At 47.8% G+C, this 15,237-nt stretch carries 13 protein-coding genes; 12 read left to right on the plus strand and 1 reads right to left on the minus strand.

What is annotated here, in order from left to right; translation table 11 throughout:
- The first annotated feature begins 23 nt into the window (after positions 1 to 23).
- The 3 genes from NYE45_RS03405 (at position 24) to NYE45_RS03415 (ending at position 1,567) form a co-directional block, all read left to right on the plus strand.
- The gene (locus tag NYE45_RS03405; RefSeq protein WP_340015576.1) at positions 24 to 584 is read left to right on the plus strand and encodes a VanZ family protein; all 561 of its coding nucleotides are present in this window, start codon (positions 24 to 26) and stop codon (positions 582 to 584) included.
- 236 nt (positions 585 to 820) lie between these two features.
- A complete protein-coding gene (locus tag NYE45_RS03410; protein ID WP_340015578.1) occupies positions 821 to 1,219 on the plus strand; it encodes a hypothetical protein in 399 nt (132 codons plus the stop codon).
- Positions 1,220 to 1,252: 33 nt separating this feature from the next.
- Positions 1,253 to 1,567, plus strand: a complete 315-nt coding sequence (locus NYE45_RS03415) for a hypothetical protein (protein ID WP_340015579.1) — start codon at positions 1,253 to 1,255, stop codon at positions 1,565 to 1,567.
- 128 nt (positions 1,568 to 1,695) lie between these two features.
- Here the strand turns inward: NYE45_RS03415 and acnA are convergent, their stop codons facing one another.
- The gene (acnA, locus tag NYE45_RS03420) at positions 1,696 to 4,410 is read right to left on the minus strand and encodes an aconitate hydratase AcnA (protein WP_062837613.1); all 2,715 of its coding nucleotides are present in this window, start codon (positions 4,408 to 4,410) and stop codon (positions 1,696 to 1,698) included.
- 377 nt (positions 4,411 to 4,787) lie between these two features.
- On the opposite strand from acnA, the gene NYE45_RS03425 reads away from it, so the two are divergent.
- From NYE45_RS03425 to NYE45_RS03465, 9 genes are all read left to right on the plus strand, one after another.
- The gene (locus NYE45_RS03425; protein ID WP_062837669.1) at positions 4,788 to 5,792 is read left to right on the plus strand and encodes an amidase domain-containing protein; all 1,005 of its coding nucleotides are present in this window, start codon (positions 4,788 to 4,790) and stop codon (positions 5,790 to 5,792) included.
- 260 nt (positions 5,793 to 6,052) lie between these two features.
- The gene (locus NYE45_RS03430) at positions 6,053 to 7,153 is read left to right on the plus strand and encodes a D-alanine--D-alanine ligase (RefSeq protein WP_062837612.1); all 1,101 of its coding nucleotides are present in this window, start codon (positions 6,053 to 6,055) and stop codon (positions 7,151 to 7,153) included.
- Between the two features lie 30 nt (positions 7,154 to 7,183).
- Positions 7,184 to 7,507: a hypothetical protein gene (locus tag NYE45_RS03435; RefSeq protein ID WP_062837611.1), complete on the plus strand. Its 324-nt coding sequence runs from the start codon at positions 7,184 to 7,186 to the stop codon at positions 7,505 to 7,507.
- 157 nt (positions 7,508 to 7,664) lie between these two features.
- Positions 7,665 to 8,666 (plus strand): UV DNA damage repair endonuclease UvsE, encoded by a 1,002-nt coding sequence (gene uvsE, locus NYE45_RS03440; protein WP_340015583.1) that lies wholly within the window; start codon positions 7,665 to 7,667, stop codon positions 8,664 to 8,666.
- 98 nt (positions 8,667 to 8,764) lie between these two features.
- The gene (locus NYE45_RS03445; protein WP_062837609.1) at positions 8,765 to 9,637 is read left to right on the plus strand and encodes an inositol monophosphatase family protein; all 873 of its coding nucleotides are present in this window, start codon (positions 8,765 to 8,767) and stop codon (positions 9,635 to 9,637) included.
- A 24-nt stretch (positions 9,638 to 9,661) separates the two neighbouring features.
- Positions 9,662 to 9,952: a hypothetical protein gene (locus NYE45_RS03450; protein ID WP_340015584.1), complete on the plus strand. Its 291-nt coding sequence runs from the start codon at positions 9,662 to 9,664 to the stop codon at positions 9,950 to 9,952.
- 207 nt (positions 9,953 to 10,159) lie between these two features.
- Complete coding sequence (locus tag NYE45_RS03455) at positions 10,160 to 11,482, plus strand: stalk domain-containing protein (protein ID WP_340015587.1); 1,323 nt, start codon at positions 10,160 to 10,162, stop codon at positions 11,480 to 11,482.
- 250 nt (positions 11,483 to 11,732) lie between these two features.
- Positions 11,733 to 13,520 carry a histidine kinase gene (locus tag NYE45_RS03460; RefSeq protein ID WP_340015588.1) on the plus strand — a complete coding sequence of 596 codons (1,788 nt, stop codon included), beginning with the start codon at positions 11,733 to 11,735 and terminating at the stop codon, positions 13,518 to 13,520.
- A complete protein-coding gene (locus tag NYE45_RS03465) occupies positions 13,495 to 15,048 on the plus strand; it encodes a response regulator (RefSeq protein ID WP_340015589.1) in 1,554 nt (517 codons plus the stop codon). Before NYE45_RS03460 ends, NYE45_RS03465 begins: the two co-directional genes overlap by 26 nt.
- The last annotated feature ends 189 nt before the right edge of the window (positions 15,049 to 15,237 follow it).

Consider the following 15,237-nt stretch of genomic DNA (forward strand, 5'->3'; position numbering starts at 1 on the left):
CAACGCAAGGGAGGCAGAACAACATGAAGCATAACAACCAGAAGAAAAGCAAACATTACATCCTTTGGATTGCCGTCTTCATTATCTATTTATATCTGTTGACAAAGCTGATCCTGTTCAAAGGAAGTCCAGTCGATTTTGGCATCGTGAAGGATCGACTGATGGCGTTCTTGCAACAACCGGATCTGGTCCATACGCGAACCGTCAACCTGACGCCGTTTCAGGAAATCTCACGAGACTGGAACAGCCTGTCGTTACATCGTCCGGGCACCGCAATCCATCTGGTAGGCAATATACTGGCCTTTATCCCACTGGGCATCTTCATTCCTGTGTTGACGGGCAACAAGTTATTCTCTGGCGTAAAGGTACTCTTGCTGTCTCTGCTGCTCAGTCTGGGCTATGAAGTGACACAGTTAGTGACTGGCATGGGCATATTCGATGTGGATGATCTGATGCTTAATACACTCGGTGGCTTGATTGGATATATAGTTTTCACTATGGCTATGGGTCTGAAAAAGGTGTTGGTGGGAGGAGAATCCCGCGTGACGACGAAGAAGTTAAATTCTAAGGAAAGTCATGTGTAAGAAATGGCATTGGGCATTAAAAGGAAGATGGCCTTGAAGCAACGGAGGGCACACACATATTGAAACCAAAGGCTCTCCATCATTGTGCAGACTGCACTTTACGGAGAGTTTTTTTGCTGTTTCATAAGGTATCAAATTTAGCATAGGATCAGTGAACTTTGCGAATAACTTCGCAAATGAGGTAGAGTAGAGATGGTGCGTTAGTACCTATTCCTTACAAAAAAGGAGGACATATATTGTATTCATTAGCTAAAGAACTAGCAGGAACAATGAAAGCCATTATGCAAATTGAAACCGAAATTGCTGAAGCTACGAATAATCACTACGATGAAGAAGTAGTGCGTGATTTAGAACGGATAAGAACCGATCTGATAAGAGCCTGTACACGTGATGAGTTGCTGGTGATAAAAACGATCATGAATGTGGGGCAATCGGAGAGAGGATATCGACATCATTTCGATTCGTATGACGTTGAGATTATTAACCTTCCCATTGAGTTAAACGAGCATGAGTTGATGCAGAAATATTCCTATTACCTGATACATAAGACTGAACGTGAACTTGGGGATAGCATTGAGTACTATACCGCTGTGTCGGAACAACTGAAAGAAGGTAGAGAGATCTTAAAACTCTAAACTGTGATCTGTAAGTTCTAGGAGGCTAGTAAAATGATAATGAAAATTGTGGTCTATCACTTTGATGTGTTCTACTACTACGTTCCTGATCAATATGCAGGACAGATTGGTGAGTGGAGAGGCGAATTTATCGATTTTTTGCAGAGTTTAGAGTATAAGCACCCATTCACCCAGTATATCGAGTCTATTGATCATGAGGGAAATACGGAATATGCTCACTTTATCCGTAGTTACGGGGCGGATGACTTTGTGGACTGGATGAACGTGGAGAAATTAAACTGCAGAGGTGTATTTCGTATTCCTGAGCCACCTGATGATTCAGAAGTTGGTTTAAACTTTGAGTTCTAAGTGATAAGAACCTACTTGAAATTACATACCGATCGTTAAATAATTCTAAAAAAGCTCCCCATCACGTGCTGATTGCACGTAATGGGGAGCTTTTCTGTATAACTTCATCACATTAATGATTAATGCAATTAAGCTTTTTTCATCATTTGACGCAATACGGTTTGCAGGATACCGCCATTATGGTAGTAATCCACGTCAACCATGCTGTCCAGACGAGCAATGACAGGGAAGTCGAACTGTGTACCGTCCTCACGAGTTACGGTTACTTTCAACTCTTGTCCTGGCTTCACATCATTGCTGAGGCCAGTAATGTCATATGTTTCACGTCCGTTCAGACCAAGGCTGGACCAGCCGTGACCTTCCTGGAATTGCAATGGCATTACGCCCATGCCGACCAGGTTACTGCGGTGAATCCGCTCGAAGCTTTCCGCGATAACGGCTTTGACGCCGAGCAGGAATGTTCCTTTTGCCGCCCAGTCACGGGAGCTTCCTGTACCATACTCTTTACCTGCGATGACGATCAGGTTCTGTCCTTCATCCTGATACTTCATGGAAGCATCGTAGATGGACATTTCTTCGTCCGTTGGCAGGTACTTCGTAATACCGCCCTCGGTGCCCGGAGCCACCTGGTTACGAATACGAATGTTGGCGAACGTACCACGCATCATCACTTCATGGTTACCACGGCGTGAACCGTAGGAGTTGAAGTCTTTGCGCTCTACGCCATGCTCTTTCAAGTACAGTCCAGCCGGACTGGATACTGCAATATTACCTGCTGGCGAGATGTGGTCCGTTGTTACGGAATCCGCAAGCAATGCCATCACGCGTGCAGAACGGATATCTGCGATATCGTTCAACTTGTCGCCAAGCTCCTGGAAGAACGGAGGGTTCTGAATGTAAGTGGAATTCGGATCCCACTCGTACAATTCGCCTTCCGGTACAGAGATCGCATTCCAACGCTCATTGGCTGTAAACACGTTCTCGTACTTGTTGCGGAACATCTGAGCGTTCAGGGAACTAGCGATGGTATCCTTGATTTCCTCGGAGCTAGGCCAGAGGTCTTTCAGGAATACAGGCTCATTGTTCGTATCATAACCGATTGGATCGGTTTCAAAGTCAATATTCACGGTACCCGCAAGTGCATATGCCACAACGAGTGGTGGAGATGCCAGGTAGTTGGCTTTAACTTGTGCATGCACACGGCCTTCGAAGTTACGGTTACCGGACAATACAGCCGCTACGGTCATATCGTTCTCAGCAATAGCTTCGCTCACTTCGTCCGGCAGTGGACCGGAGTTACCAATGCATGTTGCACAACCGTAGCCGGCAACGTTGAATCCGAGTTTGTCGAGGTATGTGATCAGGCCTGCTTTTTCCAGGTACTCGGTAACTACAAGGGAACCTGGTGTCAGACTGCTTTTCACATATCCTGGTTTGGTCAAGCCGCGTTCAACTGCTTTTTTCGCCAGCAGTCCCGCTCCGACCATAACACTTGGATTCGAAGTGTTCGTGCAACTTGTGATCGCAGCGATCACAACAGCGCCTGCTTTCAGTTCACTGGAGGAACCGTTCGGATGCTTCACAGGTACAGTTTGTTCAATTTTCTCATCGCTCAGCCCGTAACCGCCTTTATCTACAGGTGTGCGGATGATGCTGTTGAAGCTTTCTTTCATTTGTGTCAGTTCGATGCGATCCTGTGGACGTTTTGGTCCTGCAAGACTTGGTACAACAGAGCCGAGATCCAGTTCAATCACATCTGTGAATTCAGGATCAACGGTGCTGGAAGTACGGAACATGCCTTGAGCTTTGTAGTAAGCTTCAACCAATTCAACCTGCTCGTCAGGACGACCAGTGCTGCGCAGATAGTTCAACGTTTCACTATCGACAGGGAAGAAGCCGATGGTAGCGCCGTACTCTGGTGCCATGTTGGCAACTGTCGCACGGTCAGCCAGACCGATGTTGGCAAGACCTGGTCCGTAGAACTCAACGAATTTACCAACAACGCCTTTTTTACGAAGCAATTGGGTAACGGTGAGTGCCAGATCCGTTGCTGTTGCGCCTTCGCTCAGGCTGCCTGTCAGTTTGAAACCGATAACGTCCGGTGTTACAAAATAAAGCGGTTGACCCAGCATACCTGCTTCGGCCTCGATTCCACCAACACCCCAACCAACAACGCCAAGTCCGTTGATCATGGTGGTGTGGGAGTCTGTACCTACGAGGGAATCCGGGAATACAACGGTCTCGCCGTCCACCGTTTTCGTTGCTGCCACGGAAGCCAGATACTCCAGGTTAACCTGGTGAACGATACCTGTGGATGGTGGAACCGCACGGAAGTTGTTGAATGCCGTTTGTGCCCAACGCAAGAAGCGGTAACGCTCTTCATTACGTTCGAACTCGACTTGGATATTGTAATCAAGTGCATCGTTGGTACCGAAAGCATCAACCATAACGGAGTGGTCGATAACGAGATCGACGGGTACGAGCGGGTTAATCTGTTTCGGGTCGCCGCCTGCTTTTTTCACGGTATCACGCATTGCAGCGAGGTCAACGACAACCGGTACCCCGGTGAAATCCTGTAGAACGATACGTGCAGGGATGAATGGAATTTCCTTGTTATTGTCACGGCCATCTGCCCAGCCGGTCAGTTGTTTTACGTGTTCTTCGGTAATGGCACGTCCGTCGAATTGACGAATTGCTGCTTCAAGCAACACTTTAATGGAGAAAGGGAGTCTGGAAAGATCGCCGTGGCCGCCTTCCTGAAGAGCATCGAGACTGTAGTAGCGGTAAGACTTGCCTCCAACCTCAAGACTGCGAGCGGCGGAGAAATGATTCTTTGCTGACATACATGTACCTCCTTGGGATGTGTCGGTGAGATGAAGAAAACGTTCATTTAGGTGAAGAACAGGCCTTCATCGTTCCGTGTTCTCGTTCGTTAGTTTCATCAGGTGAAACGTAATTTCATAATCATAACTTTAGTTTTAAGTATACCGTTTTCACCTCCGTACGTAAAGGGCTTTTTACCTGTTCAATCAAGCTTTTGAACCAATGAAGGCGTTTTCGTGAAGCGAGAAGGAATAAGAAATATCATGTACCTGTATTTGCCGAATTTTAAGCCTTCATCCCGAGCTATGTACATACAACTGAAGACCCTCTCATATGAATAGTAGGAGTTTATATATGCAATGAAATATTCCAGACAGAACTCATGCCAAAGGGGGACATAGGCTTGGAACGGGAATGGAAGAGTGCCTTATATACTTACGTGAACCAGTACAATCGCTGTGAGATCGACTACCGTCCACAGACCAGCGAACGGATCGTTACTGATCCTGACTTCGTGGTGGAACGGGGAGAGCGTATGGCAAGGCTGGACGAATGGTACCGTAAGCGGCGCGCCGTGCCTCTTCGCAGCGAGACCAGCGCCAAGCTTGTGCGCACGCTTATGGATGGACAGGAAGAAGCGGTGGTGGATGTACAATTGTACAGCAGACTGTTCTACGAGAAGAGCGGGATCACCCACCGGGAGGACCGGATTGAGCGGGAGCGGTTAACCTTTCTACGGCAGAGTGGTGGATGGATCATTGGACGGGTCGAGCGGGAAGTGCCGGAGCGTCGCCCCGCTGGGGAAGGACGTCCGTTTCAACAGGCAGATTTTGTACAGGCGATGAACCGGCCACTTCTGAATCGGGAAGTTTTGGGTCAAGGCAGAAGCTCACGTCAGCAGGCATATCGCAGGGATCTGGCGGTTGCCTATGCGGATCGATGGTGGAATGCGGGGAATCCGGCATTTGAGGAATTTGATGTGGATTGCACCAATTACGTGTCCCAATGTCTCTTTGCAGGGGGCGCACCCATCCACTATACTGGTAGAAGAGAAGCTGGTTGGTGGTATAAAGGGTATGTAAACGGCTCCGAAATGTGGAGTTACAGCTGGGCTGTCTCCAATAGTCTGGAGCGTTATTTATCAGGCAGCAGCTGGGGTCTGACTGCAACAGTCGTGGATCGTCCTGAGCAGCTGATGCTGGGAGATGTTATTCTCTATGATTGGGATGGAGATGGGCGATTTCAGCATAGCACCGTTGTAACCGCATTTGATGCGGGTGGTATGCCGCTTGTTAACGCACATACGGTTAGCAGCCGTCACCGATATTGGGATTACCGGGATTCTTACGCTTGGACGGAGCGGACGGTATACCGGCTTTTTCATATTGCAGATGAGTTTTAATGGAATCAATTTCATAATACCTTTGGCTGCTTCAATCAGGGCTAGATATAGATCGAAATGATTCGATTTGTCTATATCTAGTTACATGAATCCATTTTTTAGTGAGTTATGAAATTGATTCAATGACGAAAGATTTTCGGGATGCGGTGACGCAGACATCCAGTTCCGTGTAAAATAAGATCAGGTAACGCAAGCAGAATAACAAGGGTGCTGAGCATGCAAGGATGACAGCATCAGGCACAGATAATCGGAGGTTACGCATGAGTATGGATAAATTAAAAGTAGGCGTCGTGTACGGCGGAAAATCGGGCGAGCACGAGGTGTCGCTGCAGACGGCGTTTGCTGTAACGAACGCATTTGATTATGAGAAGTATGAACTGGTTCCTTTTTATATCTCCAAGCAGGGAACGTGGAAAAAAGGACCTGTCATGCATGCGCCGTTCGCGCAGATTGAAGATTTGAAGCTGGAGCAATCGGCAGGTGGAACTCAGGATGCGTTGAACGCACTGTTTGGCCGTTTGTATGGCGGAGCGGAAGCGCTGGACGTCATGTTCCCTCTGCTGCATGGTACGTTTGGTGAAGATGGCACTATTCAGGGCATGTTCGAGATGGCGGATATGCCATATGTAGGTGCAGGTGTACTCGCTTCAGCTGGTGGCATGGACAAAGTGGTTATGAAGAAGCTGTTCGCACAGGCTGGCATTGACCAATGTGCCTTTACGTATTTTAATGCGACACAATGGAAGCAGACAGAGCACGAGATGATCGTACAGGTCGAAGATCAGCTGGGATATCCTTGTTTTATCAAACCGGCAAATCTGGGCTCCAGCGTAGGCATCTCCAAAGCGCGTAACCGCGATGAGTTGAAGACAGCTGTCGAGTTCGCACTTCGGTACGATACGAAGGTTGTCATTGAGGAGTTCGTTGAAGCACGCGAGGTTGAGGTTAGCGTCCTCGGCAATGACGAGCCTATGGCTTCCGTTCCAGGCGAGATCGTATCCTCCGGTGAGTATTATGACTATGCAGCCAAGTATATTGATGGTCAATCCCAGATGCTGATTCCGGCACCACTGGATCCCGAAGCAGCAGATCGTATTCGCGAAGCCGCATTGCAGGCGTTCCGTGCGATTGAAGGTAACGGCATTTCCCGTGCGGACTTCTTCATTCGAAAAACGGACGGCGCATTACTTATTAATGAAGTCAACACCATGCCTGGGTTCACACCGTACAGCATGTATCCACTTTTGTGGCGTGAGACCGGTGTTTCGTATGCTGAGCTACTGGATCGCATGATTGAGCTGGCACTGGAGCGTTACAACCGCAAGCAGGCACTGAATTACGAGAACGGCGTACAGGCGTAGCCTGAGACGACAAGATCAGGAGGGGTATGCATGGGATTTCAGACTGAATTCAATTCCGTATGCAAATTCAAGAGTGAGCAGGAGCTGTTCGAACTGCTTGAATACGGTCGCGGCAAAATGGTTAAACAGGGCTTCCGGGTATTTCCTACCGGCCAGAAAGTCATTGCTTATACACCGGATAACGTGGCTGTAGCCATCGTGAAGATCGTGGTTTCCATTGCAGAGATCAACTTCCAGGGTCAAGAAGTAACCGAAGTAGAGATGCAGTTGATCCGTAAACTGACCGAGGAAGAATCACGCATCCAGACCGCACTTGCGGATGAGATGTTCTTTGGAGAGCAGGCACAGGAATAGTTGTTGTGATTGTGAGTGTGGGACGGATGTACTGATTTGCCAAAATACGATTATGGTCACTCTTTTAGGGTAAAACTTGGTTATATACAGTGACGGTACATCCTGACGGCTGAATATGCCGTGCGGGTTATCCGCCCTAACAGAGAGGAAGAAATTCATGCTCGTACGTTTTGGTTATGTGGCAATGTCCGTGCTTGTTGAGAATGCCTCACCTTCCCGGACCATGACCATGTCCAGTTTCAACAAAATCGATGACAGGGAAGCAGCCATCCGCAAGCTTGAACGGATTGCAGCCGAGAACCTGCACAATACATTACGTTTGCTCCGGCACAACAAAGGCAGCCATATTCATGTATATCGCTTCTCTTCCAAATTGATTCCACTGGCGACACACGAGGACTTGAATGACTGGGACCCGTTCCCGGCACTGAAGCAGGACTTTGAGGCCATTGGTGATTTTGTGAAGGCAAATCATATGCGTGTGTCCTTTCATCCGGATCATTTTACTGTACTTAGTACACCCCGCGAGCAAGTTTTGCACAACTCAATTCGCGACCTTCGTCATCATGTTCGGATGCTGGATGCTATGGGTCTGAATGCCACTGCCAAGAACAATATACATATTGGTGGTGCATACGGGGACAAGCCTTCGGCGGCGCTTCGTTTTGAAGAAAACTTTTTGAAGCTGGATCGAGACATCCAGGAGCGACTGACACTCGAAAATGATGACAAAACGTTCAATGCGCCAGAGACACTGGCTGTGTGCCAGCGCTTGGGATTGCCCATGGTACTGGATATTCATCACCAGTGGGTGAACAACGAAGGAGAACGGCCATGGGATCTGTGGCCTGATATCCTGAAGACCTGGCAGTCACCGCTCGCCCAGGCAGATTCACCGGCTGATCAGCCATTGCCACCCAAAATCCATGTCTCCAGTCCGAAGAGTGAAAAGGATCTGCGAGGTCATGCTGATGGGGTGGAGGTAGAGCCTTTGCTCGACTTCTTACGTCATATCGCAGCAGACACCCCAAGGCTTGACGTGATGATCGAAGCCAAACGCAAGGATGAGGCACTTGTGCAACTGATGCAGAAGCTGGCATTCTATCACGAAGAGGGTGTGGAGTGGGTGGACGAGTCTACCGTCATCATTCATCCGTAAGGTCAAAAGGGGCCTGGGCAACGAGAAACTTTACGACCTGTGGGGCGTATACTTTTAACAAGTATTTCAACTTTTCGTAGATTGATATAGAAAGTAGAGTGAACGCTTTGAATGAGAAGGAAAAGATACCTTATGTCGTGACAAGCAAAAGCTATACTGCCGTTGCCATTAATGCAGCTTCCAAAGCTGGCGAATGGATCAAAAGTCGTCTTGGGACGGTAACCGAACCTGGAACGAAATATTCACCCCAGGATCTGGTGACCGAAGTGGATAAAGGAGCGGAGCAGATGATCCGCCGCCTGATTCTCACGCATTTTCCCCACCATGCCATTCTGGGAGAAGAAGGCGTCGAACCGGGACCGGAAGCTTCGGCAAAAGCACTGAAAGAAGCAGAGGAAGAAGAGTTCCTCTGGATTGTTGATCCTGTAGATGGGACGACGAACTTTGTACACGGATTCCCGTTTTATTCGGTGTCCATCGCATTGGCTCACAATGGTGAAGTCATTGTCGGCGTGATCTACGACCCTTCCCGTGATGAACTGTTTGTTGCGGAAAAAGGGAAAGGGGCATACGTTCACGGAAACCGGATGCTTGTATCTGGTGAAAAGGAATTGGCTCAGAGCCTGATTGCAGTTGGATTCCCGGCAGATACAACCTTTGCTTTGCCACTGAATATGGCGGCTGTACAGGCTCTTGCTCCGCAGGTTCGTAACTTGCGTGCAGGTGGATCTGCGGCCCTTCATCTGGCGTATGTTGCCGCAGGACGTCTCAGCGCCTACACCGAGGTTGGCCTGAAACCGTGGGATATAGCCGCAGGTGCGCTACTGGTTGAAGAATCCGGCGGCAAGGTGACAGATACCATCGGAACGCCTTATCAACTTTCCGTGAATCATGTCGTTGCCAGCAATGGTAAAATCCATGATGCATTAACAGATGTACTGAAGGAAGCAAAGGCTACTGGGTTAGAGTGAAATTGATTATAAGGAGCGAAAACAATGGATGAATCCAAAGAACTGGAACGACGGCTCAGTGATATGCTGACGGAAGGGGACATGGAAGAGTCCGGCGACACCGATCAGCGGGAACGCCAGCTGATTCCTCCCAAATATGAAGTGCGGATTCAGACGGAACGTGATCCAATCGTCGAAGAAACGTTAAAGTACCGGAAGATGGCACGCGAAGTGGACGATCGTTATGATCGCTATCTGGAGCGAGCTACCGGGAACAAACCGGAGAGCAACACGGATTATTCGAATTCTGAAGACTCAGATAAGCCGCAATCTTAATTAATCACTGAACGTCATATCTGAACTTGGTAAATAACAGGCTCCCCATCAGGGAGTCTGTTATTTCATGTGTGCTCTCAACAGAGAGGACAACGCCTACTTTAAAATGATAGAATAGAGTAACACGAACTGATGTCATTGGAATGAGCGATGTACTATATATTAGTGTAAATTATTATAGATTCACGAAAAGGAGTGTTACCCCGAATGAAGCGTAAACGTATATGGGAAAATACAGCTGCAGGTTTAACAGCCAGTATGCTGGCAGGGATGCTGCTCTTCACATCATCTGCATTGCCTGCACATGCTGCAGACGCCAAAACAGGTGTATTGCCGGCGGGTACGAACGAGGCATCACTGACTGCCAAGAAAGATGCAGTAGCCGTAACGAAGGAGTTCCGCATTGTTACCTTGGGAGACTCCATAACCGTAGGTTATGAACCCAACACCAAAGAGCTGCCTTATGGTTATGTGGAACGTTTGCAAGAGCAGGGGTTACTGCATGGACGTACAAAGGTGGACAACTACGGGATTGCCGGATTAAAAACCAGTGGCCTGAAAAACTTCACCACTGCAATTAAGGATGGCAAAACGCTGACTTCTGAAGCCATTCAACCAAGTCTTCCTGATCCAAGAGCGGGACAGATCGGAGCCAATACGGCTGCAATCCGTGAGAGTGTAGCACAGGCGAATCTGATTGCAATTACCATTGGGGGAAATGATGTATCTGAGCTTCTCGGTACAGCAGACAAACTGAGTGATCAGGATCTGCAAGCGAAGGTAAAAGAATTACTCGCAACATATACAGCCAATGTAAGTGCAACGATTAATGACATTCATGAGATTAACCCGACAGCTACAATTGTCATCGCTGATCAGTATCAACCGATGCCAGAAGTAGCGGGCAAAGCTCTTTATGCCAAACTCATGGAGGCATCCCAAGGCTTCACACAAACCATTGATGGTATTGCAGCACAATTCACTGCTCAGGGTATCGATGTCAAAGTGGCACACGTGGCTAAGGAATTTGTTGGCGGCGAGGGCACCATGACACATATGATCAAAAATCGTGATTTCCACCCGAATCAATTCGGATATGCAGCCATTGCCGAAGTATTTGCCAAAACGATCTGGGGCGACTACACCAAGCTGACTGCACCTGCGACAGGTGAGCCGATGAACATTATTGTGAGTGGCAAAACATTGAATACACCGTACAAACCGATTATCCGTAACGGCAAAAATTTTGTGGCAATCCAGGACATCGTGAACGCTGTCGGTGCTACTACGGTGTGGGATAACAAAACCTCAACCGCAACCATTACATACGGAGACCGGAAGGTTGCTGTAAAAATTGGTGCCAATGCTGTGCAGGTCAACGGAGCTTCCGTTACCGTGGATACACCTGCATTCCTGAACAAGGTAGGCAAAGAGTCCAAAACATATGTACCGCTTGCCATGGTAGCCGAAGGTCTTAGCTTTGACGTGCAATATGTAGCGAAGTTGAAAACCGTGTTTGTTAATCCATAATATGCATTTCGTGCTCTAACATAGCATGTTATTTATTAGCCAGAATTCCTTGATCTGTTCAAGGAATTCTGGCTGTTTTACGTTCTATGAGAGTTGCTGACACGGATGTATACCTTCTCTAATGACCTAAAATGTTGCATAAATATATCTTGTCAGATGACCATGGATGTGTAAATATGAAAATAACTGACAATAAAACCACTAACCCATAGCACGACAGCACCCTTCGCAAGCCAAAGGAGCGCTTAGGATGAGCAAAATTAAGAACGCTTTCACAACACTGCCAATTCATCACAAAACGATTCTTCTCATCGGACTTTTGATGTTAATCAGCTTTACGTTTTATGCATCCGTACTCCGATATGTGTTCAGTATCTATGACCGGCAGATCTATGAGAAATCCTCTCAAGTCCTCAATATGTCTTCGGTAGGCATTGAGAATCAACTGCGTGAGATTTCCAATCTCTCCTTCAAGGTGATGTCGGACGAGCCGCTCCAGCAATATTTGCTCCAACTGAAAAAGGTCGAAACAGGTTACGAGAAAAATGGATTGCGCAAAAAGATTACCAACAGATTAGTCGCTTACGCGGGTTCCGAAAAATATGTCTATTCCATGCTATTTATCGATAATGATAATAATGTTATGGCCGCAGGCAATCGGGAGGGGATTTCGGAGTCGAAGCAAAAGGAACTGGTTGCACTGGGACAGCAATTCTCCGGCTCCAATGCCTGGCACACCAGCGGGGATAAACAGTCCCGACTTTTGTCCGTCCGACAGGTGAAATCCTTTATAGGTGGAGCATTTACATTGGAAGACCTCGGTACATTGATCATCCGCGTACGTTTGGACCGAATTGTACAGGATCAGATGCAAGAACCGGCTGAGGACTCTCAACTACTCATTACGGATGGAAAAGAAGTGATCTATCCAACAGAATCGTCGGTCAGTGAAGCCGAGCTTGAGTCTGAATTGAAGCGCACCCAGCCCTACGGAATTGCCATGTTGGAGCAGGGAAGACACTTTGTTGCCCGTGCCCATTCTTCCTATACGGATTGGACCTATTTGTACACGACCCCGTTTGACCAGATGTTTAAACAGATCCAGTTTGTCAAACAGTTGGTCACGGTGATCTTTATCATGATATTTCTGGCCGCACTTATATTTGGAGCGAAATTCTCCCGCAGTATCACCCAACCGATTGCGCAGTTGATCAAGAAGATGCGTAATATCGAAAAAGGCGATCTGGATAAATTGGAGGAGGCAGCCCTAGGCAATGTTCCGATATCTCCACAGAATGAGGTTGGCCTGCTGCATCGCACATTTAAGATGATGCTTCAACGGATACGCGAATTAATTGATGAGAATTATGCGAAGCAACTGGTGATTCGTGAGACCGAGTTGAAAGCGCTTCAGGCGCAGATTAATCCACATTTTCTATACAACACGCTTGAATCCATTAACTGGCTGGCCAAAGTACAGAAGCAACGTCAGATCTCGGAAATGGTTGAGGCTCTAGGATTTCTGTTGCGAAGCTCTGTGAACATGTCCGAGAAGTGGATCACGCTGGAAAGAGAGCTGGATATTGTCCGCAGTTACGTGACGATTCAGCGCACTCGTTTTGAGGAAAGACTGGATTTCGATATGAAGATTGCCCCAGAGGTAGGGACGGCCCGAATTCCGAAGTTAACGTTACAGCCGTTGGTAGAGAACGCCATACACTATGCACTCGAACCAAGCATTGACCCTTGCCGGATTCGGATCCGGGCGAGAGCAGAGGGAGATAAGGTGATTATTGAAGTCGAGGACGATGGTCCGGGGATGACACCTGAATTCCTGGAACAACTACACGAAGGACGTATTCAGACAAGAGGACAGGGCATTGGGTTGTCTAACATCCAGGAACGAATCAGACTGACCTTCGGTGATGAAGGTGGAATGGTGATGAGCAGCAAGCCCGGATCAGGAACTGTAGTATCGATCAGCATACCTTGGATTAGAGAGGACGATGACGATGTACAAAGTGATGCTCGTAGATGATGAACGTGTCATTCTGGAGGGGATTTCCCAAGTGGTCGATTGGGCCGCGGCAGGTACGGAATTGGTGGGAACAGCGAGGAACGGGATCGAAGCATTGGACAAAATCGGACAGTCGAGACCCGATATTATCATTACGGATATTTCTATGCCGGGTCTGGATGGTCTCGGACTCATAGAGAAGGCATCCGAAGCATACCCGGGTGTTCGTTTCATTATGTTATCTGGCTATAAGGAGTTCGAATATGCCCGCAGAGCGATGCAATATGGTGTGAAGCATTATTTGCTCAAGCCCTGTAACGAGAATCAGATCCATGATGCGCTGACTGAACTGTTGCAGGAACATCAGGATGCCCAGGTGAAGGAACATGTTGCCGGTGAGATGAAACAGCGGCTGCAACGGGTGCTTCCGCATGTGAAGGAACAATTTTTGCTGGAGTTCATGACCAACCGAACCTATGGGCCAGTTGATTTGGAGTATTATCAGGAGCTATTCGATCTGGAGCTTGAAGAGAACGCGGTTCGGTTACTGCTGTTCCGAATTGTGGATGAACATGATTACAGTCACTTATTTGCGATCAAAAACATTGCCAGTGACCTGCTCCCACATGTACTGTTAAGCACAACCATCGAAGGCAAACTCTTGATTCTGCTCGCGGATTCTGCTGATCCGGCTGGACTGAGGGAGAGCATTGAAGAAGTTCGGGCTGCGTTTACCCGACTATATAAATTGGAAGTGACCGCTGCGCTGAGTGAAGCAGATCGAATGATCCAGTCCAGGCGGTTGTTTCGTGAGGCATTGCAGTATCTGAACCATCGCTTCTTTATCGGTGAAGGCAAGCTGATCACGAAGAATGATCTGGTATTGGCCGGAGAATGCGACGGCGTGCATGTAGAGCAGGATGCAGAGCAACTGTGTCAGTTGATCAAATCGGGCAATACCGAGGAAACCGCGTTAGAGGTGGAGCGTCTGTTTGATCTATTGTCGCGTCAGCAGCTGGAAATTGAGGTGACTCGCTCTTATGTAGTGCAGCTATACTCGGCGATGGTTCATGTCTGTCCGCCGGAGGAGGCAACAGAATTTACCCAGCGTATGGCGGAATTGCCTCATATCGATACGTTATCTGGTTTGAAATCTTTTGTTGCAAGTAGTGCAGCCCGATTAACTTCCGGTTATTACAAAAACCATATCAGTCGCCAGTCTTCTGCCGTGGAGAAGATGATGGATATCGTGGATCGTCATTTTGGAGAGGCAGATCTCTCGCTCAATGGAGTCGCCCATCAGATGCTCTATATGAATCCGGATTATTTGGGCAAGATTTTCAAAAAAGTCACAGGCGAGAATTTTTCCAACTATGTGAATCGTCTGCGCATTGAACGCGCATGTGACCATATTCGCAGAGGTGGAGATGTGAAAGTATTCGAGCTTGCTGAATTGTTTGGATTCGGCGGGAATTCACAATATTTCAGTCAGGTGTTCAAAAAGTGGACCGGTATGACACCTACGGAATTCCGCAGGATCGGCATATAACAATGGACTATCAATCGTGTGATTCATGTCTGGGGAGGATAAACAGCGCCGAGAGGGGGACTGTTATCCTCCTCTGTTTTTTGAACCAACAAGACGGTTTTGTGTATTCAACTATGGTCGTACATTTGCGAAAATGACATTAACAAGTTTGTGAAAGCGTTATCAGAAATGAGAGGATAACTCGTTCAC

This window comes from Paenibacillus sp. FSL K6-1318, assembly GCF_037976905.1.
Lineage (GTDB): Bacteria > Bacillota > Bacilli > Paenibacillales > Paenibacillaceae > Paenibacillus > Paenibacillus amylolyticus_A.